The sequence below is a fragment of the Desulfuromonadaceae bacterium genome, from assembly GCA_019429445.1.
Lineage (GTDB): Bacteria > Desulfobacterota > Desulfuromonadia > Desulfuromonadales > JAHYIW01 > JAHYIW01.
On the sequence record JAHYIW010000010.1, the window covers coordinates 69154 to 91986 of the forward strand.

The 22833-nt window shown below is 53.8% G+C and carries 21 protein-coding genes, 2 tRNA genes and 1 pseudogene; 7 read left to right on the forward strand and 17 right to left on the reverse strand.

Annotation, left to right across the window (positions count from 1 at the left end; genetic code table 11):
- Window positions 1–40: 40 nt before the first annotated feature.
- From K0A93_05440 to K0A93_05455, 4 genes are all read right to left on the reverse strand, one after another.
- Window positions 41–718 carry a Smr/MutS family protein gene (locus K0A93_05440; GenBank protein MBW6511552.1) on the reverse strand — a complete coding sequence of 226 codons (678 nt, stop codon included), beginning with the start codon at window positions 716–718 and terminating at the stop codon, window positions 41–43.
- A 5-nt stretch (window positions 719–723) separates the two neighbouring features.
- Complete coding sequence (locus tag K0A93_05445) at window positions 724–1449, reverse strand: hypothetical protein (protein MBW6511553.1); 726 nt, start codon at window positions 1447–1449, stop codon at window positions 724–726.
- 457 nt (window positions 1450–1906) lie between these two features.
- Window positions 1907–2308 (reverse strand): type II toxin-antitoxin system HicB family antitoxin, encoded by a 402-nt coding sequence (locus tag K0A93_05450; GenBank protein ID MBW6511554.1) that lies wholly within the window; start codon window positions 2306–2308, stop codon window positions 1907–1909.
- A gap of 3 nt (window positions 2309–2311) precedes the next feature.
- Window positions 2312–2500: a type II toxin-antitoxin system HicA family toxin gene (locus K0A93_05455; GenBank protein MBW6511555.1), complete on the reverse strand. Its 189-nt coding sequence runs from the start codon at window positions 2498–2500 to the stop codon at window positions 2312–2314.
- Window positions 2501–2729: 229 nt separating this feature from the next.
- Between K0A93_05455 and K0A93_05460 the strand changes: the two genes are divergently transcribed.
- Window positions 2730–2963, forward strand: coding sequence for an ATP-binding protein (locus K0A93_05460; protein ID MBW6511556.1), 234 nt, complete (start codon window positions 2730–2732; stop codon window positions 2961–2963).
- A gap of 655 nt (window positions 2964–3618) precedes the next feature.
- Here the strand turns inward: K0A93_05460 and K0A93_05465 are convergent.
- The 6 genes and pseudogenes from K0A93_05465 to K0A93_05490 form a co-directional block, all read right to left on the reverse strand.
- Window positions 3619–4769, reverse strand: a pseudogene (locus tag K0A93_05465) (IS3 family transposase).
- Window positions 4770–4954: 185 nt separating this feature from the next.
- The gene (locus tag K0A93_05470) at window positions 4955–5746 is read right to left on the reverse strand and encodes a hypothetical protein (GenBank protein MBW6511557.1); all 792 of its coding nucleotides are present in this window, start codon (window positions 5744–5746) and stop codon (window positions 4955–4957) included.
- Window positions 5730–7388: a LysM peptidoglycan-binding domain-containing protein gene (locus K0A93_05475; GenBank protein MBW6511558.1), complete on the reverse strand. Its 1659-nt coding sequence runs from the start codon at window positions 7386–7388 to the stop codon at window positions 5730–5732. Before K0A93_05475 ends, K0A93_05470 begins: the two co-directional genes overlap by 17 nt.
- Before the next feature lie 314 nt (window positions 7389–7702).
- Window positions 7703–9361 carry a GTPase HflX gene (gene hflX, locus K0A93_05480; protein MBW6511559.1) on the reverse strand — a complete coding sequence of 553 codons (1659 nt, stop codon included), beginning with the start codon at window positions 9359–9361 and terminating at the stop codon, window positions 7703–7705.
- Between the two features lie 78 nt (window positions 9362–9439).
- Entirely contained in the window at window positions 9440–10204 is a 765-nt protein-coding gene (gene fabI / locus K0A93_05485; GenBank protein ID MBW6511560.1) for an enoyl-ACP reductase FabI, read from the reverse strand.
- Between the two features lie 94 nt (window positions 10205–10298).
- A complete protein-coding gene (locus K0A93_05490) occupies window positions 10299–11195 on the reverse strand; it encodes a DsbC family protein (protein ID MBW6511561.1) in 897 nt (298 codons plus the stop codon).
- Window positions 11196–11388: 193 nt separating this feature from the next.
- Between K0A93_05490 and K0A93_05495 the strand changes: the two genes are divergently transcribed.
- Window positions 11389–11473: transfer RNA gene (locus tag K0A93_05495), tRNA-Leu, on the forward strand.
- A gap of 789 nt (window positions 11474–12262) precedes the next feature.
- Here K0A93_05495 and K0A93_05500 read toward each other — a convergent pair.
- Window positions 12263–12339: transfer RNA gene (locus tag K0A93_05500), tRNA-Arg, on the reverse strand.
- 99 nt (window positions 12340–12438) lie between these two features.
- On the opposite strand from K0A93_05500, the gene K0A93_05505 reads away from it, so the two are divergent.
- Window positions 12439–13293, forward strand: a complete 855-nt coding sequence (locus K0A93_05505; GenBank protein ID MBW6511562.1) for an MBL fold metallo-hydrolase — start codon at window positions 12439–12441, stop codon at window positions 13291–13293.
- Here K0A93_05505 and K0A93_05510 read toward each other — a convergent pair.
- From K0A93_05510 to K0A93_05525, 4 genes are all read right to left on the reverse strand, one after another.
- Complete coding sequence (locus K0A93_05510; GenBank protein MBW6511563.1) at window positions 13290–14075, reverse strand: cytochrome c3 family protein; 786 nt, start codon at window positions 14073–14075, stop codon at window positions 13290–13292. The two genes, K0A93_05505 and K0A93_05510, sit on opposite strands and share 4 nt — an antisense overlap.
- Window positions 14076–14107: 32 nt before the next feature.
- On the reverse strand, window positions 14108–15202 hold the full coding sequence (locus K0A93_05515) for a cytochrome bc complex cytochrome b subunit (protein MBW6511564.1): 1095 nt from the start codon (window positions 15200–15202) through the stop codon (window positions 14108–14110).
- Window positions 15202–15603 (reverse strand): ubiquinol-cytochrome c reductase iron-sulfur subunit, encoded by a 402-nt coding sequence (locus tag K0A93_05520; GenBank protein ID MBW6511565.1) that lies wholly within the window; start codon window positions 15601–15603, stop codon window positions 15202–15204. The genes K0A93_05515 and K0A93_05520 overlap by 1 nt, the downstream gene beginning before the upstream one ends.
- 211 nt (window positions 15604–15814) lie before the next feature.
- Window positions 15815–16507 (reverse strand): DUF1573 domain-containing protein, encoded by a 693-nt coding sequence (locus tag K0A93_05525; GenBank protein MBW6511566.1) that lies wholly within the window; start codon window positions 16505–16507, stop codon window positions 15815–15817.
- A 164-nt stretch (window positions 16508–16671) separates the two neighbouring features.
- On the opposite strand from K0A93_05525, the gene hpt reads away from it, so the two are divergent.
- Together hpt and K0A93_05535 are read left to right on the forward strand one after the other, a co-directional pair.
- The gene (gene hpt / locus K0A93_05530) at window positions 16672–17184 is read left to right on the forward strand and encodes a hypoxanthine phosphoribosyltransferase (GenBank protein MBW6511567.1); all 513 of its coding nucleotides are present in this window, start codon (window positions 16672–16674) and stop codon (window positions 17182–17184) included.
- A gap of 39 nt (window positions 17185–17223) precedes the next feature.
- Window positions 17224–18627, forward strand: a complete 1404-nt coding sequence (locus K0A93_05535; protein MBW6511568.1) for a zinc-ribbon domain-containing protein — start codon at window positions 17224–17226, stop codon at window positions 18625–18627.
- Between the two features lie 102 nt (window positions 18628–18729).
- Here K0A93_05535 and K0A93_05540 read toward each other — a convergent pair whose 3' ends face one another.
- Window positions 18730–18897 carry a 4Fe-4S binding protein gene (locus K0A93_05540; protein MBW6511569.1) on the reverse strand — a complete coding sequence of 56 codons (168 nt, stop codon included), beginning with the start codon at window positions 18895–18897 and terminating at the stop codon, window positions 18730–18732.
- A 297-nt stretch (window positions 18898–19194) separates the two neighbouring features.
- Here K0A93_05540 and K0A93_05545 point away from each other — a divergent pair, with 297 nt between their 5' ends.
- Window positions 19195–20460: an acetate kinase gene (locus K0A93_05545; GenBank protein MBW6511570.1), complete on the forward strand. Its 1266-nt coding sequence runs from the start codon at window positions 19195–19197 to the stop codon at window positions 20458–20460.
- Between the two features lie 96 nt (window positions 20461–20556).
- Here K0A93_05545 and pta read toward each other — a convergent pair whose 3' ends face one another.
- Entirely contained in the window at window positions 20557–21558 is a 1002-nt protein-coding gene (pta, locus tag K0A93_05550) for a phosphate acetyltransferase (protein MBW6511571.1), read from the reverse strand.
- Window positions 21559–21892: 334 nt separating this feature from the next.
- Between pta and K0A93_05555 the strand changes: the two genes are divergently transcribed.
- Window positions 21893–22792 carry an energy transducer TonB gene (locus K0A93_05555; GenBank protein ID MBW6511572.1) on the forward strand — a complete coding sequence of 300 codons (900 nt, stop codon included), beginning with the start codon at window positions 21893–21895 and terminating at the stop codon, window positions 22790–22792.
- Window positions 22793–22833: the final 41 nt, after the last annotated feature.

The window sequence follows — 22833 nt, forward strand, 5'->3', positions numbered from 1 at the left end:
GCGGAATGTGCCCTGGAAGAGTTGCTTTGAACGTCACCCATTATCGTTTCTTTAAAAACACCACCAGTGCTCCGGCACCCCCGTAACGACGCGGGGCGACCATCCACTCCACCACCGACACCCCCTCTTCCGTCCGCAACAATCGTTCAACCTCGCCACGCAACACCGGTGCTGTGGTTGAGCCATGGCCACGACCGGTGATAATCAACACCGTGCGGGCACCCTGGAAGCGGGCATCCGCAAGAAAAAAACCGACCTTTTCCCGCGCCGCGTCGCGCGTCAGCCCGTGCAGATCGAGCTCCATTTCAGGCTTCAGCTGCCCCCGCCGCAATTGTCGCTGGCGGTAAGCTGACGCCTGTGCAACAGGGGTATCTTCCGGCAGCTGGTCACGAAAATCGACGCGCAATTCGCGCATCGCGGTCAAAAATTCCGCGCCTTCACTCTCGTCCCGGAGTTCCAGCGCTGCCTTTGGTGCAGACACCGTCGGTGTCGCGTCGCACCGGTCAGAACGATGCAGGCCGAGTCGCGCCATCTCACGCGCAAAGAGGTCATCATCATCGTTTATGCCGGGCCGGGCATGGTGTGAACTAGCGCCGTCAGCTTCTTCTGCCCCAGGCAACGTTTGCTCCGCGGAAACGACCACCCCCTTCAGCGACTTGAAGGGGGTGGCTGAACACCGCGGGGATGATTTGTCATATTTGCAGCGCTTGTCGGTCATCGGTACTAACGACGGACAATCTTGCGCCGTCCCTGCACCGCTTTGGTCTGCTTTTTGATCAGCGCACCGGGCTTGTCGAGGTGAAACTGATACCACATATCGCCGTATCCTTTCATCCGCATCCGCTCGCCCTCACGTAAATCCTCCAGATTTAATTGCAGGTTGACATCATTGCCGGTCTTCTTCAACCCTTTTTCAAGGATGCTGATCGCCTTGTCACGCTGGCCGACTTTCTCCAGGCAAAACGCATAAACCGCCCACGCCAGAGGTTCTTTTTTACCGGCGGCAACAGCCCGCTCAAAAGCGGCAATCATATCTTTGGTCCGGTTGCGCTTCATGTAACAAATTGCCAACATACACAGAGCGACCCAGTGGCGCATGAACCCTTTTTTCAAAAGCTCGAAAGCTTCGCTGAAATTTCTGTTGAGATAATGAACGGTGCCGATCTGCGAGTTAATCTGCTCCTTGACATAGAGTTGCCAGGCAGCAAACCGGTACCCCTTTTCGAGCGTATTGATCGCTCTTTCGATATGACGTCCCTGCAATTCCCGTTGAGACTGTTCCATCAGCGCAACGAGTTTGTTCATAAAATGGCGCATCAACAAAAGATAAAGCGCAGTAAAAAGGACGAGTCCGGCAAATCCGGCAATCCAGGGACTGAGTCCTGCGCCGAAAAAAAGTCCGGCGCCAAGAGCTGCGGCAGCGAGGGTTGAAATGAGTATGTTATACATTATATTCAAGTCCTTTCAGGATTTTTAAAAGCGGAAGTCTAGCAACACCCGAAGGAATTGTCAAAACAATACCTGATCAGCACTGATCTTCCGCTAAAGTCTGGCGGCAACGCTCCAACGGGGAGCAAAGTGTAGATTTTCACCCCCGCTCAGATTAAGAGGGGGCCGGGGGGAGTTAGAGTTTGTCGGGTGTTCTGAAACACATGGCCAAGCGTAACCCCTCCCGGCATCTCCTTAACCCAAGGGGAGGAGCAAGGCGCAGATCCTCACCCCAACGTAGAGGAAATTGCCCCAGCGGAAGATCAGTGCTAATCAGGTCATTTTATGATTGCCAGTCTAGCGGCCACAAGGGAACTCAGCGTTTGCAACACGCCCCGTAAACACAAAAAGGGCAACAGGCAATAAGCCGGTGCCCCTTGCGGTCAATGTGCAGCGCCTGGTTTGCCATTCTTTCATTTCATTGATGTGATGCCATGTATTCAGTAACTGCTTGCGTCAAAAGGCCTGAGCGGGTTTCTCCATGTTTTTTTGCATAATAATCGATGGAATTAAGAATTCTCTCAGGGATAGTGACATTAACTCGTTTTGATTTAAGTGATAGTTTGCTTAAATCCACATCAACAAGAGCCCACACACCATCCTGATAGTCTGAATTTTCTTTATATTTTTCAATGTCTGTTGGCACAGGAACGGGTTCGGAATCGAGCAAAATTCCCTCGATATGGCATTCTGCTGCCTCCTGTGCATTGATTATTGCCTCCTCGATAGTGTCTCCTGCGGAGAAACAGCCAGGAAGATCGGGAAAGGTAACTCCGTAATCCGATGTTTCGTCTTTATGAATTACAATTGGGTATCTCATGTTTCACCTCCATTCCCAACCGGCTTGCTTGAAGATATTTCGAAGCGTGCCGATCGGGAGGTCCTTTTGGGGATGAGGAACTGTGACCTTCCCTGGCTTTTCTGGGTGCTTAAATTGGTGATGATCTCCTTTGATATGATGGAGAATCCACCCGTCCTGTTTCAGTCTTTTTATAATTTCCCCACTCTTCATGATGTGTATTATACACACTTGGTTTGGAGGCTGTCAATTTTCATTTTTGCCTTTATGTTGCGAACGTAGAGCAACCGGAGGGGCGCTTTTGCGCGTCTGTGGGAAACAAAAAGTCAACCAACTTAACTATGTCCCCCTATTGTTTTTCTAAAACATCTCGTAAAGCTTTAAGAATTAAGCGCAGCTATGACCTCCTTGCTATTCAAAAGCTTCTCAATCTTTTCCTTAAATGCAGCAGTCACTGCTTCTTTTGCGTGGGCTGGAGGATTCCAGGCGCTACCTCCCAGATCATCACGAAAGCGGTAGCCTGATCATCACCTCAAACCAGCCCTCCAGCCAATGGGATCAAATCTTTCCCGATGCGTTGATGACCGTGGCCGCGATCGACCGGATTATTCATCATGCCAGCAATATTGAAATCGAAGGAGGGATCTATCGGAAGAAGCAACACCTGAGAAAATAACGAAACTCAACCGGCCATCATAATTGTCGTCAAACCGGACAAGATAGTTGACGCGAGACAGACTTGCGCAGTCAATTTTTTAATCCGCGATTTTTCCATGAATTTTGCAGCCAATCTGTCCAATAAATGCGCAAACGGCCCTTCCTCAACCGGCATTTTGCAACGATAGTCCGTGAACGGTATGGTTATGCGGCGTGTCAATATAAGAACGGAGGGTCATTATGCTGAATGAATTCCAGATGGGGCTGATTACCGACAAGTCATTGAAACCGAAACACCTTGCGCATTATATCCGCTGAGTTAAAGATTGCTATAATTTTATTCGCCTCCCTCCGACTGAACGCTGGCTACCGACCAAACACGCCTGCTTCTCTCCACTTCTGAGAGGTCAGGAAGGGAATCACATTCACCGAAAATCGAACAACCAGCCGTTTTGCGATCAGATTTGCGAAGGCGAACTGCCCAAGGGGAGGAGCAAGGCGCAGGTCATCACCCCCAACGAAGAGGAAATTGCCCCAGCGGAAGATCAGTGCTTCTGAGTAACTTTTTACTGGACCCCTTGGTCAAGACAATAATCCATCGAGTTTAAGATGGTGGCCGATGACAAGCAGCTGGCCGGCGCTGCCCCGATTTTGAGCGTGGCTTTACGCTCAACAAATTTATCCACAATCCTCGCGCCGCCACCGCTGGCCGCTTGGTAGACTTGGTCCGGCGTGCGGTAACGTAGCGATTGATGGGTTCTTTCCGTATTGTAAAACACAAAATACTCCGTCAGACCCAGCTGCAATTCAGGCATGGTGACATACCCTTTCAGGTATACATCCTCGTGCTTGACGCTTCGCCAGAGCCGTTCCACAAAAATGTTATCCAATGCGCGGCCGCGTCCATCCATGCTGATCGCGATGTTGTGCGCCTTGAGTATGCCGGTAAATGCTTCGCTGGTGAACTGGCAGCCCTGGTCGGTATTAAATATCTCAGGGGTGCCATATGTCTTCAGCGACTGCTCCAGGCAGTCCACACAGAACCCGCTGTCGAGTGTGTTCGACAACCGCCATGCCAGCACCCTGCGTGAGTACCAGTCGATCACTGCCACCAGGTACACGAACCCGCGCGCCAGGCGGATGTAGGTTATATCTGTACTCCACACCTGGTTGGGACGCGTAACATTCACGCCTCTGAGCAGGTACGGATAGATCTTGTGCTGAGGGTGAGGACGGCTGGTGTTCGGCCCCGGCGCCATGCCCGCCAAGCCCAAGACCCCCATCAGACGCTGAACCCGTTTGCGGTTGACCGTATGCCCCAGGAGGGCCAAATACACCACCATCTTGCGGCTGCCGTAGAACGGGTGACGCGTATACTCGGCATCAATCAGCGCCAGAAGCAGCAACTCCTCTTTGTCTGGACCGGCGACCAGGAGGGGTGCATAGACGGCGGATCGGGCGACGCCCGCGAGTGCGCATTGCCGGACCACTGGCAAGGAATCAAGCTGGCTTACCCAAGGTTGGCGATCCACTACTGGCTGATCCCGGACTTTTTTTTAAGCCAATCCAGTTCCATCTTCAACCGCCCGATCTCGGAGTAGAGCCGCTCCGGGCTGGCGGACGGATCCTCGGGCTTAGGGCCGCGCTTGGTGTCGAAGATGGCTGAAGCCTGTGCTTGCAGTTCTTTTTTCCATTGACCGACCTGGGTCGGATGCACAGAAAATTCCTGGGCGATTTCATTCACCGTCTTGACGCCTCGGATCGCTTCCAGTGCTACTTTCGCCTTGTACTGGCTGCTGAAACTCTTACGCTTCTTTTCGCTCATTACCCGCTCCTTTTTTACTGCGGGCACCATCTTAAACTATTGTCCGGAAACAGGGGTCCACTATACTTCAAGGTAACTATCTGAAATCACATTCTTTAGAAAATTAAAGTTACTCTATGAAAATTCGCCCCACGGGGCGTGAGTCGCTAATCAGGAAACAATATGGCGGGGATGATGACGGACGGTCAACGCGGGATAACGCGGTGTTCTACCAGGCGCGAGATACCAAGGTCGGCAAGATTTTGAGGCAACTTTCGATGCTCGATAAATTGGGTATTCCCCGCCTGAAGCAAAGGGATACGGGTCTGTGCCGTCGTCAGGGAAAAGGCCTCGCCACAGCTCACATCACAACCAGTGGCAGGATTGTCCTGGCGGAAGGGACAGTTCCGGCTTGATGCCACCATAATCCAGGGATAGTGCAGCGAGCCGTCCAGATGCTTCGGCAGCGGGGCAATGCCCTGCAACAGATTGTCAAGCTCAACCCGCCGGATACCTTGTTCCGCCAGCAGCGTTACCGCAGCAGCAGAATACCAGCTACCGCGTTGAAAATAGTCGTGCTGTTCCAACGTCAGCTCAAGATCCAGAATGCGCGGCCCACGTTTCTGCCCGGAAAGGGTGCGGCCAACAATGACTGTAACTGCGGGAAGAATCTTGCGAATAGTGTCCAACGCGCCCCAATCAGAGATCAGAATCTCATCGGCGGCGGTTAATTCGGCTGCAATAGTGTGGAGCAACTTGGTTAGTCGTGGCAACCAGGATTCAATCAACACCGGTGTTGCCAGGGTAAAAGCGAGCCCGTGGGAGCGGGCCAGATGTAACGCTTGCATGCAAGCGTGCGGTGACGGCATAGTCCAGGGACAGAATTCGGCACCAAAGTAAAGGCGTTGTACCCCTCGAAACAACCTGTCCCGATCTGAATCGCGCTCCGGCAGACGACTCAGAAAAAAAGCTTTTTCAACCTCAACCCCGTTTACCATCACGCACCAGCAGAGTCAGACGATCACCGGGGCGAATGATCTGCCCGGCTTCAAGATTATTCCAGCTGAAAATCTGTTTGGTGTCCACCGCAAAACGACGACTGATCTCCCACACCGTATCTCCGGGGCGGACCTGATAAACGATCTTGCGCGGCGGACCGGTCGCCGCTTGCGCACTTCGCACCGGTTTGGCGGTTTTAGCTGCGCTGGCCGAGACCATTAATATCTGGCCGGGGCGAATCACATTGCTCCAGCCCAGTCGATTCCAGACCCGCAGTTCCTTTTCGGTCACATTGAAACGTTGCGCGATACTCCACAGACTATCTCCCGAACGCACCGTATAAAGCTGGCGTCGACTCCGATTATAATCGTCCTTCATTTCGGCAATCGGCCGTTGCGTATACCCTTTTTTCAGCGGCAGCACCAGGTCGGTGCCGATCCTCAGCGCGCGCGGATTGCTGATCTTGTTCAGCGCGACAATGTCATCAACCTGAATCCGGTATTTTTTTGCCAGCATCAGCAGGGTATCGCCCGCCACCACACGATGATGCTTGTAGTTGGCCCGATCCGCCATCGGGAGCTCGGCATAGGCAGTGAGAAAAGTTTCACCCGTACCTGGCGGAACCCGGAGCGTATAATCGGTTTCACCCGGCGGCGTACACCAGCGTTTCAATTCCGGATTGAGCTGCTTGAGTTCCTCATAATCAACACCGCTCAAGCGGGCGACGACTTCGAGGTCAGTTGCCGTTGGTACCGTGACGGTTTCATAAGCCAATGGTTCCTGCCAGTCGAGGTCAACAAAACCATACTTTTCCGGATCGGCAGCGATCAACAGCGCCGCAAGCAACTTCGGCAGATAATTTTTGGTTTCCGTTTGCAGGTATTTACCGCGGCTGATCTCCCAGAAATCACGGCTGTTATACTTGTCGATTGCCCGGGAAATTTTACCTGGCCCGGCGTTGTAGGAAGCCACGGCAAGATACCATTCGCCATCAAAGCGGCGACTTAAATCTTGCAGATAAGCGGCGGCAGCACGGGTCGACTTTTCAAAGTCGCGCCGTTCATCACGCCACCAATCGCTTTTCAGATCATACATCTGGCCGGTTCCGCCGATAAACTGCCACGGACCGACGGCGTGTGCCCAGCTGTAGGCGCGTGTATTGAACCCGGACTCGACCATGGCCAGGTAGGCCAGATCACGGGGGAGCCCTGCTGCGGCAAAAATCTCCTGCATCAGGGGGATATAACGCGATGACCTCTCCAGCCAGCGGCGGAAGGTATGCTTGCCGTTCCCGGAGGAATAATAGTCGATAAAAAACTGCACCTTGGCATTTTCTACCACCGGGAAATCGGAGTAAACCGACTGCACCGGTCGGGTTTCCCCCTCATTGTCCGGTGGCAATTGATCAGCTGATGTCAGCAGGGCATTGTCCGCCAGTGTTTCCGGATCGACACCGTCGGCGCTCCACAACTCAACGAGGTCGGCGGGAACCGGATTCTTGACAAAGCGCTCGTCCCGGCAGGTCAAGGCATCGGGGTGCGCAAACACCAGCAACCCGGTTTGCGCAGCGGGCAGCGCGGTCGGCAATTCGGACGTGACCAGAGCGGTGCTGGTCTGACAGCCGGACGACAGTAGCGCCATGATCAGGAACGGAAACCATACTTTCACAGTGGGGGAGAATCCTTTTGTGGTTAAATTGACGCTCAAGGTAGCCAATCCGGCTGAGCATGTCAAGCTGCACGCTTCGCGGCTAAAAGCCGCTCCTACAAATACACTCCGGCTTTCTCCTGTGGGAGCGGCTTTCAGCCGCGAACAGAATCCCATCGACCACCGAAAGCAGACCAACCCCTGTGGGAGCGGCTTTCAGCCGCGAATAGTTTTTCATCGGCCACCGAAGGCTCCGCGGCTGTAAGCCGCTCCCGCAAAAGCATCTGTCGTCGGGATTCTCGTCAGGGTCAAGGACTGAGAATCTGATCGATTCCACTGTGATTTTCATCAGGCCAGAAGCGTGCCTCCAGAGCGGACAATAACGGGGCGAACGATGTGCGGTCAAGGGCACTGACCGGAAAAGCATCGAAGCGTCGACAGAGGGGTGCGATGTCGTCAGGATCGACCAGATCGACCTTGTTAAAGACCAGCCGCCGGGGAATGCGGTCGAGCTCCAGTTCTTCGAGAATCCGCTCGACCGCCTTGATCTGTTCCTCGTAACGTGGATTGGAAAGATCGACGACATGCAACAGCAGGTCGGCATCTTCCAGCTCCTCCAGGGTCGACTTGAAGGCCCCCAGCAAACTGGCCGGAAGCTTGCGGATGAAACCGACGGTATCGGTGATGATCACCTCACGCTCCAACGGAAAACGCAGCCGCCGCGTGGCGGTATCAAGGGTCGCAAAGAGCAGATTCTCGGTCAGCACGGCGCTTTGGGTCAAGGCATTCAGCAAGGTCGACTTGCCGGCATTGGTATAGCCGACGATCGACACAATCGGCAGGTCGGCACGCTGCCGCTTGTGCCGCCGTTGCCGCCGCCCTTTGGCCAGCGCCTGCAATTGCTTTTCGAGCCGCGCAATCCGGTCGCGGATACGCCGCCGGTCATTTTCCAGTTTCGTTTCACCGGGGCCGCGTCCGCCAATCCCTCCTGCCAATCGGGAAAAAGCCGTCCCCTTCCCGGCCAGACGCGGCAGCAGGTACTTCAGTTGCGCCAGTTCAACCTGCACCTTGCCATCAAGAGTGTGGGCGCGACGGGCAAAGATATCGAGGATCAACTGGGAGCGATCGATAACCTTGAGCTCAGTCAATTCCGAGATCGACCGCACCTGGGTCGGGCTCAGATCCTGGTCAAAAATCAGCAACGTTGCAGATTGGCGCAAGGCATCAATCACAACGTCTTTCAGCTTGCCAATTCCCATCAGATATTTCGGGTTAAACTGACGCGGGCGCTGGACACAACGGTCGAGCACCACAACATCAGCGGTACGCGCCAGTTCGGCCAGTTCGTCAAGGGAATCATCCGTTTCCTGCCGCGACACCATACTGACCGAGAGGAGAATCGCCCGTTCGCGCCCGTCACTGAGATCGACGGTTTCAGCCAGGGAACGTTCAAGTTCAGTTTCCAGACCGGACAACAACGCACCAAAATCAAGGTCGAGAGCATGGAGTGACGGTACGGAAAATTCGGCAACCTTGCGCCCGGTGGGATTGGGCGGGAGCAGGTGAGCGTAATGAGCCGCAGCGGGGAGACCGTCATCATCAACCACCAGTGCTGCCATCATGTCAAGACGCAGCAGTTCCAGGTCGGTCAGGTCGTCACGTGACAAGCGTTCATTTTTCAGGTGGGTATGGACACAGCGCAACCCGCGCAGGCCGCTGCGACCGAGACCAAAGTCGGACAGATCAGGGATCATGATTTCCCGATCATCGCCGACGATCACATACTTGATGATCCCGGCCCGATCAATGATCAAGCCGAGTTGGCGGCGCAGTTCGCGGGACTGCTCACAGAGGAAACGGCCAAGTTCAGGAGAAATCAGGCTGTCGGCAGGTATCCGTCGCCGTTCAATCCGTTCCAGCGCGTTGATTTGGCCCGGCTTCAGGCCGGAAAGATTACCGTGTAACATCAGTGTCTGGCCACTGCGGACGGAAAAAGGCCCTTACGGGCCTTTTAAAAAAGGGAACATCACACAACGGACCAGTCATCAGGCCGTCACGTTGAAACCACCGTCAACATAATGAATCTCGCCGGTGACCCCGCTGGAAAGATCTGACAACAGATAGAGCGTTGCCTTGCCAACTTCGTCCTGGGTAATACTGCGACGGAGCGGCGAACGCTCCTCGCCGACCCGCAACTTTTCACGGAAATTGGCAATCCCCGAAGCCGCCAGCGTTTTGATCGGCCCGGCAGAAATCGCGTTGACCCGAATGCCTTTGCCCCCCAACTCCGCCGCCAGATAACGTACCGAAGCTTCCAGAGCCGCCTTGGCCACCCCCATGACATTGTAATCAGGAATAACACGCGCCGCCCCCAGATAAGTCATGGTGACGATACCCCCACCGGGATTCATCAACGGTACGGCGCAACGCGTAACCGCGACCATCGAATAGGCACTGATATCCAGTGCCAGACGGAATCCCTCACGACTGGTCTGACTGAAGTCGTGCTTCAGATCTTCACGATTGGCAAACGCCACCGCGTGAACAACGAAGTCAATCTTTCCCCAGGCTTTTTCGAGCTCGGCGAAAAGAGCTTCAATATCTTCATCGCGTGCGACATCACAGGGTAAAATAAGTTTCGCGTCGAGGCTTTCCGCCAAAGGACGAACGCGTTTTTCCAAAGAATCATTCAGATAAGTGAATGCCAGCTCAGCCCCTGCCGCACGCAGTTGTTGAGCAACACCCCAGGCTATACTTAATTCATTCGCGACACCGAGAATCAGTCCGCGCTTTCCGTCCATCAACCCCATTTAAAATCCTCCAGTTTAATTGTTGCCCGAGCAGCTAATTATCTAACAGAACAACCACACGATTGCCATCAAATTCTTTTTTGCGAGTGAAATCTTATTTAGTCTTGTTTCCTTTGGCCGGAGCACGCCCCAATATTTCAAGAATCCGGTCAGCCGGCTTTGCCCCTGGGACAACTTCGCCACTGGGAAATACCAGCGTCGGTGTCGAACGAATACCCAACTCGGCGGCCTGGGCGGCGGTTCGTTCAAGCACATCGGTCTGACATTGATTTCTCAGCATCAGCTCCTTGATGGTGCGAATTTTCTCCGTCAATCCGGCCTTGTCCGCGTCACTCAACCCTTCTGCCCTGGCCTCCTGCTCCAAATCTCCGAGATCAAACCCCTTTTCAAGAAGTGCCAGCGAATTCTGACAAGATGCCGCGATGGAAATATTGCGTGCAACCTGACCATGCATCTTTAACGGAAAAAGTTTGATATAGAAAGCGACAGCGGGATCCTGGGCGACAACCTTGCTCAACTCTTCATGAAGACGTTTGCAGTAAGGACAGAGGGGGTCGGTAAAAACGGCAACCTTGACCGGAGCATCTTTCTTCCCCAGAATCAACGCGTCATCGAGTGATATTTTTGAGAAATCAACCGTCACCTTCTCCGGCGGATCAGCTTCCTTGGCATCTTCCATCCACTCAGCGGTAATATTTTTTCCATCCTGCAACCGAATAACATTCCCCGCCAGGATATATTTCTTCGAAAAATCGATATACAACGGGAAACGCTGGTCACCACGAGTTGCATCGACCACCCAGAATCCGGGAACTTCGGCGAACTCCACACTGCGCACCTTGACGCCCCCTTTTTCAAGCAAGGTAGCCGCTTCCTTAATTTCCAAAGAATGGCAATCCACACAACTCCCCGCACCACAGCCATCCTTCTGGAACGCAACTCCGGGAACAGCCCACAGCCATACGATTAAAAACCCAGCTAACAGCCTCATCAATAAACCCTTTCAAAACGTCTCTTGCATTCAATTGATTGCGACTTCAATCACTCGCGCAGAAATATAATACGTATCACAATTTTTCGCAACCATCACAACACCTCTAATGCCACGAATTTCCCTCGATTCAATAAGCGTTGTTCAATAGGCTTGACAACCAACGTCAAATCATTATAATTCACCCCGCCTTGCCGAAGTGGTGGAATTGGTAGACACGACGGTCTCAAACACCGTTGCCTCGCGGCGTGCCGGTTCGAGTCCGGCCTTCGGTACCAACAGATTATTTCCTGGATTTTCCGGTAGATCACTTCACTGAAACACCTTCTGGCGCAGCGCCAGGAGGTGTTTTCATATCGACATCAAGTTCTTTGTTATTCCCTCAATTTTTTCTGTTTTAAACAGCGATTTAAGAGGTGGCAATATCGACTCCGACATTTAAAATTTCTCCTGAAATTTTCGTCGAACAAATCCCCCTCAGTCCCCCTTTTACTAAGGGGGAGGACAAGCAGTCTCTCCCTTTTGTTGATGGCCAATGCGCATCCCCCCTTTAGCAAAAGGGGGTCAGAGGGGATTCAGCCTTTCCTGCACAAATTCGTAAATCCGCGCGACTACCTTTAGAGGTAAAAATGCTTTTGGTGGAGTCGTCATTAACTCAGTTAAAGCAAAAGCAGATATGAACGGAGATATTATTGAAATAGTGAGTGGCCCTGAATAGTGGGTTTATCCCATAAAAACCTTTTAGGCGGTTCACCTCACAGGTGGGCCGCTTTTTTTTTGGCCAGTGACGATGCAGGGAGCGTTCTATCAGACAAAAGCCGCTGATCACCTGCACTCGCACCTCTCACCACCAGCCACGGTAATCCCCACCTCCTGACAAGACCGCCAAGGGACGATCACCACGCCGTGGAGGTCAGCCCCTGCATTGCTATCTACAGCCGGATATTGATCATCATCTTGAGTTTTGCGGAGCGGTTTTTTTCTGTTTCACCGGAACCTATAGGGAACCTTTTTAAAATCACATCAAAAAAGGGGCAGCCAAAAACTGGCTAACCCCTTGATTTTATTGGCGCGCGATGCAGGATTCGAACCTGCGACCTCTGCCTCCGGAGGGCAGCGCTCTATCCAGCTGAGCTAATCGCGCATTGGATGGGTTTTATACCGTATCCCCCCGGTGAATGCAACTGAAATTCCGCCGTTGCTCCGCTGCTTCACAAACTGGTATACTTCCGCGATGAACTTCATGCTGAAAATACTTCTGCTCCTTTGTGCCAGTCTGCTCTTCAGCCTTCCACCGGCGGCCCACGCGGCGTACCGTGTCGAAGACCTGGGGGATGGGCTCTATGCGGCGCTTGCTATCGATGGCGAGGGGGCGAGCAGTAATGCCTTTTTTGTGGTGGGGGAGAGCTACGTCGTCGCCGGGGGCGCGCACATGACTCGCGCCGCGATTGCAGGATTACTCAGCATCATCCCCAAAATCACCTCCAAACCGTTGCGCTATTTCGTGCTGCCTCACCACCACCGGGGTTTTTCTTATATCGATTTTGACTTTCCCGCCGGGGTCGATGTGATCATGACCTGGCAGACGCGGGAGGCCTTGCGCAGCGAAGTGCGTCAGCCGGAATATCCGATCCTCTTTTTCAGTGAAGGGCTGACCCTCGACCTGGGCAGAAACTCGACCGTGGTGATCACCGAGGTGGGACGCGGCCACAGTGAAGGGGATCTGCTGGTCTATCTCCCCGAGAGGAAAACCCTCTTTACCAGTGACCTGCTCTACGTCAACAGCGTCGGCTACCTCGGCGACGGTTATATGCGTGAATGGATCACCGCGCTGGAATTCATCGAACAGTTGCAGGTGAAAAAAATCATTCCCGGACACGGCCCGGTCAGTAAAGCGCAGGCCGTGACCGATTTTATAAAATATTTCAAAAGTTTTCTTTCAAAACTGCTGGCAGCGATAGAACAGGGGAAACCCTTGGAAGAAATCCGTCAGGAATTTGCCCTGCCGCGCTACCGTCAACTCGAAGGGTATGAGCGCTTCATGGAAGTCAACCTGGAGCGCGCCTACCAACAACTGCAAGAGACCTTAAACAACTAATCGTCGCCGCTGGTACGGGTAGCGTAGCTTTTCTTCAGTTGCAGCAGCACCACTGCGGCGATGATCAATAGCACCACGGCCGCTCCTCCCCAGATCTTGCGGGTGTCAAGTCGGGCATTGACAGCTGTGGTCTCCGCCGTTATTGCGGCGAGGCGAGAGCGATAATCGGTCGCGGCTTTACGTACTTTTTCACTTTCAACGGTATGAAAGAGGCGATGATAATCGTTGCGCAGCGCAAACAGTTTATCCTCTAACGGCCTGGTGCGGATCCCGATCCGCTTAAGCGCCGCCAGATCATTGTTCGCCGCAATGATACCGAGGTCAATTTCCTTGACCGCCTGTTTGATCTCTGCCGCCCGATCATAGCTATGGCAACGGCTGCAATCCCGCTCGTTGATCAAATCGTGACTTGCCAACTGCACGCGATGATTGTCATGACAGGTGACACACTGCGGACCACCCTTTCCCAGCGCCCGGCCATGTGCGCTGTCCTGATAAATGTCAGCAACGCCAAGATGACATTTCCCGCAAAAAGCCGGGATATCGCTGTCGGCAGGGACACCGAGAAAACCGCGCTCCGGACTCATTGCCATGGCAAAATCGGTGGGGTCACCACCATGACAGTCATGGCACGAAATCCCGTTGACGGCGTGGACACTCTGCCGCCAGGCGATCACCGCTTCCCCCAATGCATCAGGCTGCGCGACGTGGCACTGCAAGCAGACCGTTTCCTCCTCGGCCCACGCCTGCCCCTGCCAGAAGCTGAACAACAGGGTCAACATCAGCAGACACCAGCAACCAGAATTTCGCCCTTTCATGAGAGATGCCCCCAGATCGATAGCGCCAGAAAAATCAGCAAAATCAGAAAATAAACGGTTAAAAAGACGGGTCGTCGCGCCGGACGGCGTTCAACACCAACATCGATGAATGGCAACAGCGCCAGAAATGTCATAAATACCCCCTGCACACCGAGTCCGATCAATTTGCTGGGGAAGATCTTCAACGTCTGATACGCCCAGAGGAAATACCACTCGGGTTTGATCTTCTCCGGGGTGGTAAAGGGGTCAGCAGGCTCCAGCGTTGTCGGGGGAAAAAACAGTTGCGGGATGAAGAAGCTCACCATCACGAGCAGCGCCAAAAAAAACATGATCATTGCGCCATCCTTGACCACAAAGTTGGGAAAGAACGGGATCCCCCCTTGATGCTCTTCATGCAATCGAATATCGGCGGCAGCCGGTTGCTGATAGTCCGCTCCGAACGGGGGTGTTGCGATGCCGGTGCGGCGCATGCTGTAAAGATGAAATCCGATCAGGCCAAAGAGGGCCAGCGGCAGGACAATCACATGCAGGGCAAAGAAACGCCCCAGCGTTACCCCGCTGACCATCGGCCCGCCGCGCAAAAATTCAACCAGTTTGGCACCGACTATCGGCACCGCACCGGCGGCATCGGTGGCAACCGTCGTCGCCCAGAACGACAACTGACTCCAGGGGAGGAGATAGCCGGTCAGGCACAGCACCAGCCCGAGGTTAAACAGGATAAACCCGGATAACCAGGTCAGTTCACGCGGTTTTTTGTAACTCCCCATAAAAGCAACGGACACCATGTGCAGCAGTAGCGCGACAACAATGATGTTCGAACCGACCGCATGCAAGGTGCGGATCAGCCAGCCGAACGGAACATCATTCATGATCCGCTCAACGCTGGCAAAAGCCGTTTCGGGGCTGGGGATATAATACACCAGCAGCAAAATCCCGGTCAAAAGCTGTAGCCCGAAGAGTGCCAGCAGAACCGCCCCGAGGGTATGCCAGACGGTCAGGGTGCGAGGAAGCAGATAACCGGTCAGCTGGTCATGCAGCAGTGCGCGCACAGCAAGACGCTCATCCAGCCAGTCGATAAGGAATTTTTTCATCAGACCACCTTTTTCTGACTAACCAGCAACTGGTCGCCATCTACCGCAACCGCATAGCTTTCCAGCGCCTTCGGCGGCGGGCCGCCGAGCACCCGACCGTCAGGCGCGAAGCGCCCGCCGTGGCACGGGCAAAGAAATTCATCCTGGTCGGCGACCCACTTGACAATACAACCAAGGTGCGTGCACACCGCGGACAGCGCAAGATACTCGCCAGCGGACGGTGCGATCAGCACCGCAGGGCGTCCCTTAAAATCGAAAAAGTGTGCTTTGCCGACGGCGACAATGTCGCGTGGGAGGCTGATCGCTCCGCCCCCGCCGTCCCCGCCAGGGGGGAGCAAAAAACGAAAAATCGGCCAGCCAAGCAGGGCTGCGAGCGCAACACCGAGCGCGCCCAATATCATCTGCAAAAAACGGCGACGCTGTTGCGTCGGCAACGGATCTTCCATGTGACCTCCAGGTTGCAAGTTTTTGCGAGTACATGAATGTTGAATCAGCTACGAGTCTTAACCGAACAAGACGGGCTTGACAAGCTGATCTGCGCAAGAATCGTCTGCCTCTTGCGTAACATGATTGAGGGAGGCTCAGTAAATAAATTGCGCCACCAACGCAGCGCTATTGATGCGCCGCCAGCACACGGCCGAAAACCGGTACGCGCAGATCGCAATTGCTCTGGGCGCAGGTGAGAATAACATATGCGTTCAACCGATCACGCCCCCCCCCCGGAGACAGTCGCACCCGCAAGGTGGTTTGTTCACCGGCGCCCAGTTCAGCTTTGTCGAGGGTTGCGGAAACTTCCGCAGCGGTCGCCGTGACTGACGAATAACGAAGAGTGCGCGCGCCATGATTTTCAATGATCACAACTTCCTCACGGACAACATCCGGACGCAGATCATCGAGATCAAGTTCGCGGGGGACAACCGTAATCTCGGGCTGCACGATACCACGCAAACTCAACTGCACAACCGGTCGTTGGGGATCGTTGCTGTACAGATAAACTGTTTTGACCACTTCATAAGAAAAACGGGTGGAATCGAAGCGGACCTTAAGTTCGGCAGACTCACCAGGGGCAAGCGTCGATTCACTGAGCAGCGCCGCCGTACAACCACACGAACTGCGTACCCGATCGATGACCAATGCAGCATCGCCCTGATTGCTGAGTTGAAAAAGGTGTTCAACCTGTTCCCCGGCATAGACCTGGCCAAAATCAAATTCCGGGGAAGACACCTCCAGCCGGGGTGCTCCGGCATGCGCGGCCAACGCAAAACAAAGAATAAAATTGATGAGTAACAGCAAACGACACGACATAATGAGCTCCTCGGAAATTTTATTTTGAGCATCACACAAACCACAGCGGGATTGTAGCACAATTGCGCACGAATTTGCTGCAACATCGTGAAAAAATTGACAAAAGGCCATTCCCCTGCTATACAATGTTGCTCACCATTAACAATACAGGACAATAAAGAGTCATGAAAGAACTTTACTCCGCCGAGGATATTGCCACAACGGTCCAGCGCCTCGGCGCGGAAATCAGCGCTGACTACCCCGCAGGGAACGTTCTGCTCATCGGCGTGCTGAAAGGATCTTTCATCTTCATCGCTGACCTGATCCGAGCGATAGCGGTGCCGACAGTCGTCGATTTTGTCAGCCTCGCCAGCTACGGCTCGGACACTGCTTCATCCGGCATCGTTGAATTCCGGAAAGATCTCGACATGTCAATCACCGACCGCGATGTTGTCATTATTGAGGACATCATCGACAGCGGACGCACGTTGGAAACACTTTGTCATCTTTTGCAGCAACGCCGACCGCGCTCATTAAAAGTCTGCACCCTGCTCGACAAACATGCGCGTCGCGAGGTTCCGATAGCCGCCGACTATGTCGGTTTTTCAATCGACAACGGCTTTGTGGTCGGCTACGGTCTTGACATGGACGAACGTTATCGCAATCTGGGCACTATCTGTTTATTGCCGCAGAGTTGAAATCAGCAAATCCTCAGATCGAATCAGGGAGAGCCTTCCATGATCATTGAATGCCCGGAATGTCAGGCACGTTTTAAACTCGCCGACGAAAAGATCAAGCCGGAAGGGACAAAAGTCCGCTGCTCCAAATGCAAACACGTTTTCACCGTCAATGCATCAGCGCCCGCACCAACGCCCGCTCCCGCCCCCCCCGAACCTGCTCCGGTTCAGGAACCGGTCCCTGTCCAAAGGAGTGACGATGGACATGATGATTCTTCCCTGGCGTTCGACATTGACGTAGATGATCATGCGCCGTCCGATGATTTTGCTGACGACACAGGCACATCGGCAGACGCAATGACCGAGTCAAGCGGTGATTTTGATTTTGATTTTGATGACAGCAGCGCCGCCAAAGATCCTTTTGCAGAGGGCGATTCCGCAGAGGATTTTACCTTCGGCGCCCCTGGGGAGTCTGCCGACGACTTTGCTTTTACCGAGGAAGAACCGGCAGGCAATGAAGACGCGGGACTCACCACGAGTGGCGCGAGCGATGATGCCTTCGGCTTCAAATTGGACAGCGACGATACACCAACCCTCCCGGCGGACAGTGCGGATGAAGCGGAGGGTGATAATTTTTCTTTTGAAGAAGAGAAAGGTGGCTTTGACTTCGGTTTTGACGATGAAGAACCCCCTGCCCCGCCTCAAAAAGACGCCGCTGGCGGCGAAGAATTTTCGTTCGGCGACGATGACTCGTTCGCCGGTATCGAAATAAGTGGTTCCGCTTCGCTTGAGACGGCCCCCGACGAAGCGGAGGATGAGAGTCGCGTCAGCTCCGGGCTTTCCGAAGACACCCACTTTGCAGACAACTTCAGCGAACCGCGCAGAGAGCGCGAAGCAGCTCCGGAGCGCCCCCCGCAACGCCAGAGTGCCATCGGCACCTTCTTCAAACTTCTGCTCTTGCTGTTCGTACTCGGTATTGCCGGTGCAGGGGGCTACTTCTACTGGCTGGACGGCACGCTTGATATCGCCAGGATTCAGCAGCGCATCGAGGTTCTGCTCGGCAACGCCACGGCGGAAGAGGATAAAATCAAAATTCGCCTGAGCGAATTAAACGGTTACTTTGTTGACAATGCCGGTGAAGGGCAGCTGTTTGTCGTCGAGGGCAAAGCAACCAACGCATATCCCGACACGCGCTCGGCGCTCGCTGTCAAAGGGGTCATTTATGGCGCCAACGGAGAAATTTTACGTTACACCAAGGTTTATTGCGGCAATCCGCTTGCCCCGAAAGATCTGCAGACGCTCTCCTGGGATAAAATTAAATCAAAAATGGAGAACCCGTTCGGTGACACGATGACTAATTCAGAGGTCACCTCCGGGAAAACCCTCGCGTTTACGATTGTTTTCAAAAATCTTCCCGAAAACTTGACTGAATTTTCAGTCGAACCGCTCAAAGCCGAGAAATAGCTCGAAAGGGTTCAAACAAAAAAAGCCGCGCTGTTGCGCGGCTTTTTTTGTTTGACATTTTTGGAATTCACAGAGACAACTTACGTCGACCTGCTCAGAATATCAACCCTCGATGGCGCCAACCGGGCAGGTATCTTTGCAAGCACCACAATCAGTGCAAGTGTCAGCATCAATCACGTGTTTGTCGGTACCTTCGCTGATCGCGTCGACCGGACAGGCATCGGCACAAGCGGCGCAATTGATACATTCATCAGTAATTACGTGAGCCAATGGAATCACCTCCTTATCAAAGAATGTTCGGGGACACCCCGTTTCGCAATTATATACACCAGTTACGTTGTGGTGTCCAGCAGGATTCTTGCCAGGCCACAATAAAACGAAAGTTCTTGCAATCCGCAGCCACTTTCGTTAGTCTCTAGAACTTATCAACGCGCGATTCTGGCGACAGAATGTCTCCATTTTCACCTTTGCCGAAAGCGCCGGTGTAAACAACTATCAAACACCATTATACTTACCATTGCACTTAAAATACCCGACATCAACGCTTACGAAGGAGGTTTTTATTCCATGGATATTCTGGCACTGAACTGCGGAAGTTCTTCCGTCAAATACCAATTATTTGACTGGGAAAAAAAAGAAATTATCGCCAAGGGGATGGTTGAGCGCGTAACGATTGGTGATTCGTTTATCATTCACGAAGTTCCCGGTCGCGAAACCTACCGTGAAGAGTATGAATGCCCGGATCACAAGGTCGCAATTCATTTGATTATCAAAACTCTCAGTGACCGGGAATACGGCGTTGTCACTGATATGAGCAAGATTTCCGCCGTTGGACACCGGGTTGTTCACGGTGGCGAAAAATTCACCTGTTCAGTACGCATCTCGGAAGAAGTTCTTGATGCGATCAAAGATGTCCAGCACCTGGCCCCGTTGCACAATCCGCCGAACATCTCCGGGATTGAGGCGGCCCAGGCGGTCCTGCCCGATGTCCCGCATATTGCGATTTTCGACACCGCGTTCCATCAAACCATGCCGGAATATGCCTACACCTACCCGCTGCCGCACGAATGGTATGAAAAGTACGGTGTACGCCGTTACGGGTTTCACGGCACCAGCCATCTCTATGTCTCCAAACGTGCGGCAGTGATGCTCGGCAAGGCGGCGCAAGACTGCAACCTCATCACCATGCACATCGGCAACGGTGTTTCCCACACCGCCATCAAAGGCGGTATATCGATCGACACCTCGATGGGGCTTACGCCTCTGGAAGGGGCGGTCATGGGCACGCGCTGCGGCGACATTGACCCGGCAATTCCGATGTTCATCCAGCAGCAGGAAAATCTTTCCGCCAAAGAAATCGATTCGATCCTCAACAAGAAATCGGGCATCCTCGGTATCACCGGCCAGTATACTGACCGCCGTGATGTGATTGAAGGGGCCGAAAAGGGCGGCTGCCCGCGTTGCCAGCTGGCCCTTGACATTGAGGGCTACCGCCTCAAAAAATATATTGGCTCGTACCTGGCCGCGACCGGAAAACTCGATGCTGTCGTTTTTACCGCCGGTGTCGGCGAAATGGGATGGAAAATTCGCGAGATTGCCCTCGAGGGACTTGAGCACCTGGGTATTATTGTCGACAAGGAAGTCAATCGTAACACCATGACCCGCAAGCGCGAGAGTGTCATCACCACACCAGATTCCCCAATCAAGGTCTTCGTTATTCCAACCAACGAAGAGCTGGTCTTCACCGAGGATGTTGTCGCCATCCTCGAAGGGACCTATACCGATCACATGAAATATCCCTACACCTTCGCGAGTAGCGATTTCCAACTCTGATCATCCGTTGCAACGCGACAAAAGAAAGCCCCCGGCAGAAGAGATTCTGTCGGGGGCTTTCTTTTGGTTACACTTTTTCTGCGTCGGTTCGGGGAATCAGCCCTGCGCCTGTACCGCGGTGATCGCCGCGACCGAGATAATATCATCCACCGAACAACCGCGCGACAGATCATTCACCGGCTTGGCCAACCCCTGAATAATCGGGCCAACGGCCTCCGCCCCGGCGAGGCGCTCGACCAGTTTGTAGCCGATATTTCCCGAATCAAGATCGGGGAAGACCAGTGTGTTCGCCTGCCCCGCCACTAACGAACCAGGGGCCTTCTTGGCGCCAACCTTCGGCAACAACGCCGCATCGGCCTGCAATTCGCCGTCAATTTGTAAATCAGGTGCAAGCTCTTTGGCGATGCGCAGCGCCTCGAGAACCTTGTCGGCATCCTCATGCTTGGCGCTTCCTTTGGTCGAGAACGAAAGCATGGCGACCTTCGCGTCAACCCCGAGGAAGCTCTTGCAACTGCTCGCCGTCGCCACCGCGATCTCGGCCAGCGCCTGGGCGTCGGGGTTCGGGTTCACCGCACAATCGGCGAAGCACAAGGTACCGTTCACACCGAATTCCGGCGTTTTGGTAACCATCAGAAAAACCGAAGACACGGTTTTCATCCCGGCAGCCGTACCGATCACCTGAAAGGCCGCCCGCAGCACATCACCGGTGGTATTGAACGCCCCGGCAACCATCCCCCCCGCATCCCCTTTCTGAACCATCATGGCTCCGAAATAAAGATTGTCTTCCCCCGTCAGAAGTTTTTTTGCGTCATCTGTAGTCAGTTTCTTTTTTTTGCGGATTTCGCAAAGGTCCGCCGCATAAACATCCAGGGTGGTGGCACTCTTCGGGTCAATTAATTCGACCCCTTCAAGCGACGCACCGAGCTCTGCCGCTTTGGCCTGCAACGCGGCAACGTTGCCGAGCAGGACAACATTGGCCAGCCCGTCGGCGACAATCTTCCCCGCCGCCTCGACCATGCGCTCGTCGTAGCCCTCCGGCAACACGACAGTCTGACGATTTGCTCTTGCTTTTGCTTTAATCTGGTCAACTAGATGCATGGCTCTTCTCCTCCAAAACAAAGCTTTATTTATCTCAAAACTTTCCTTTTATACCTGAAGAGGACGCGCCGGTCAACCGTTTATCGGCTCGCGGACGACGTGCGGTGCATTCTTTGACCTGGATAAAAAAGTTTGTGTATAATGGGCGAAATTTTGATGCACTCGCAAAAACTCATGGGATGGCTAAGCAAAAATTTCGTCCTACAAGGCCTGGTGGTTTTTCAGGGGCGAAGGCCTACAGCAGGTAGGTCGAGGTCCTGAAAAACCGGCGTAACGCAGTAGGGCGGACTTTTTGCGACGCCATCAAATTTTATCGGAGATTAATCTACCCACGATGAACCTGAAACAACATCACACTCTTTTTCTGTGGGGGTTTCTTATCCTCTCACTGCTGCTCCACCTTCTGGCATTGCAATTCTTGCCGGGGGTCAGGATGTCGCCACCAACGGTGCAGGAAAAACCGGTCTTTGTTGAAATTCGTTCCGTGGAGCCGCGCAAAATCGAGCTTGATGTCGAACCGGATAAGCAACTCGATATCCCCCGCGACCGACCGGCCAAACGTCTCGGCCCAATCAATCAGGTGGTCGCCGTCGAAACCGCCCCCCAAGGCGACTCCTTTGAAGATACCACACCATTTTCCGCCGCGCCCCAGACCCAAGAGACGGAGGTCGGGCACACCGGCGCACCGCAATCCGGTCTGCCGTCGCCGCCCACCCCTGAGGCCGACCGGAAAACGGGCGAAGCACGCCCTGACAGCGCGCTGACCAGCCCGCCAAAACCGGAGGGAGTTGCGGCCCTCGACCCGAAATCGTATCTGCAACTTGCTGATGCAACCGCTGTCGCCACCCTTGGCAAGGAAGCGCGCCGCGCCCGGCGCGACGACATGCGCGAAGGGGAATATCTGCATTTCGACCTGCAAAACGACCTGCTCAGCTCATTTTTTTACCGCTTTCGCGATAATATCCGCATGGTTTGGAACTACCCGGTTGCTGCGGGAGAGCGCGGGCAGGAAGGGGTGGCACTGCTGGGCATCCGCATCAACCGCGACGGCAGCGTCGCCGACGTGAAACTGCTTCGTTCTTCCGGTTATGCCATCCTCGATGAAACCGCCATTGGTGCAGTGCGGCGCGGTGCCCCTTACGGTGAGTTTCCCTCCCATTATCAGCAGGAATTTCTGGAATTCTCCGTCTCTTTTATTTATCAGATTTCCGGACAACGCCGCGATGTCAACTGAACCGCATAAACTGAAATGGGCCACTCAAGAGCGACCCATTT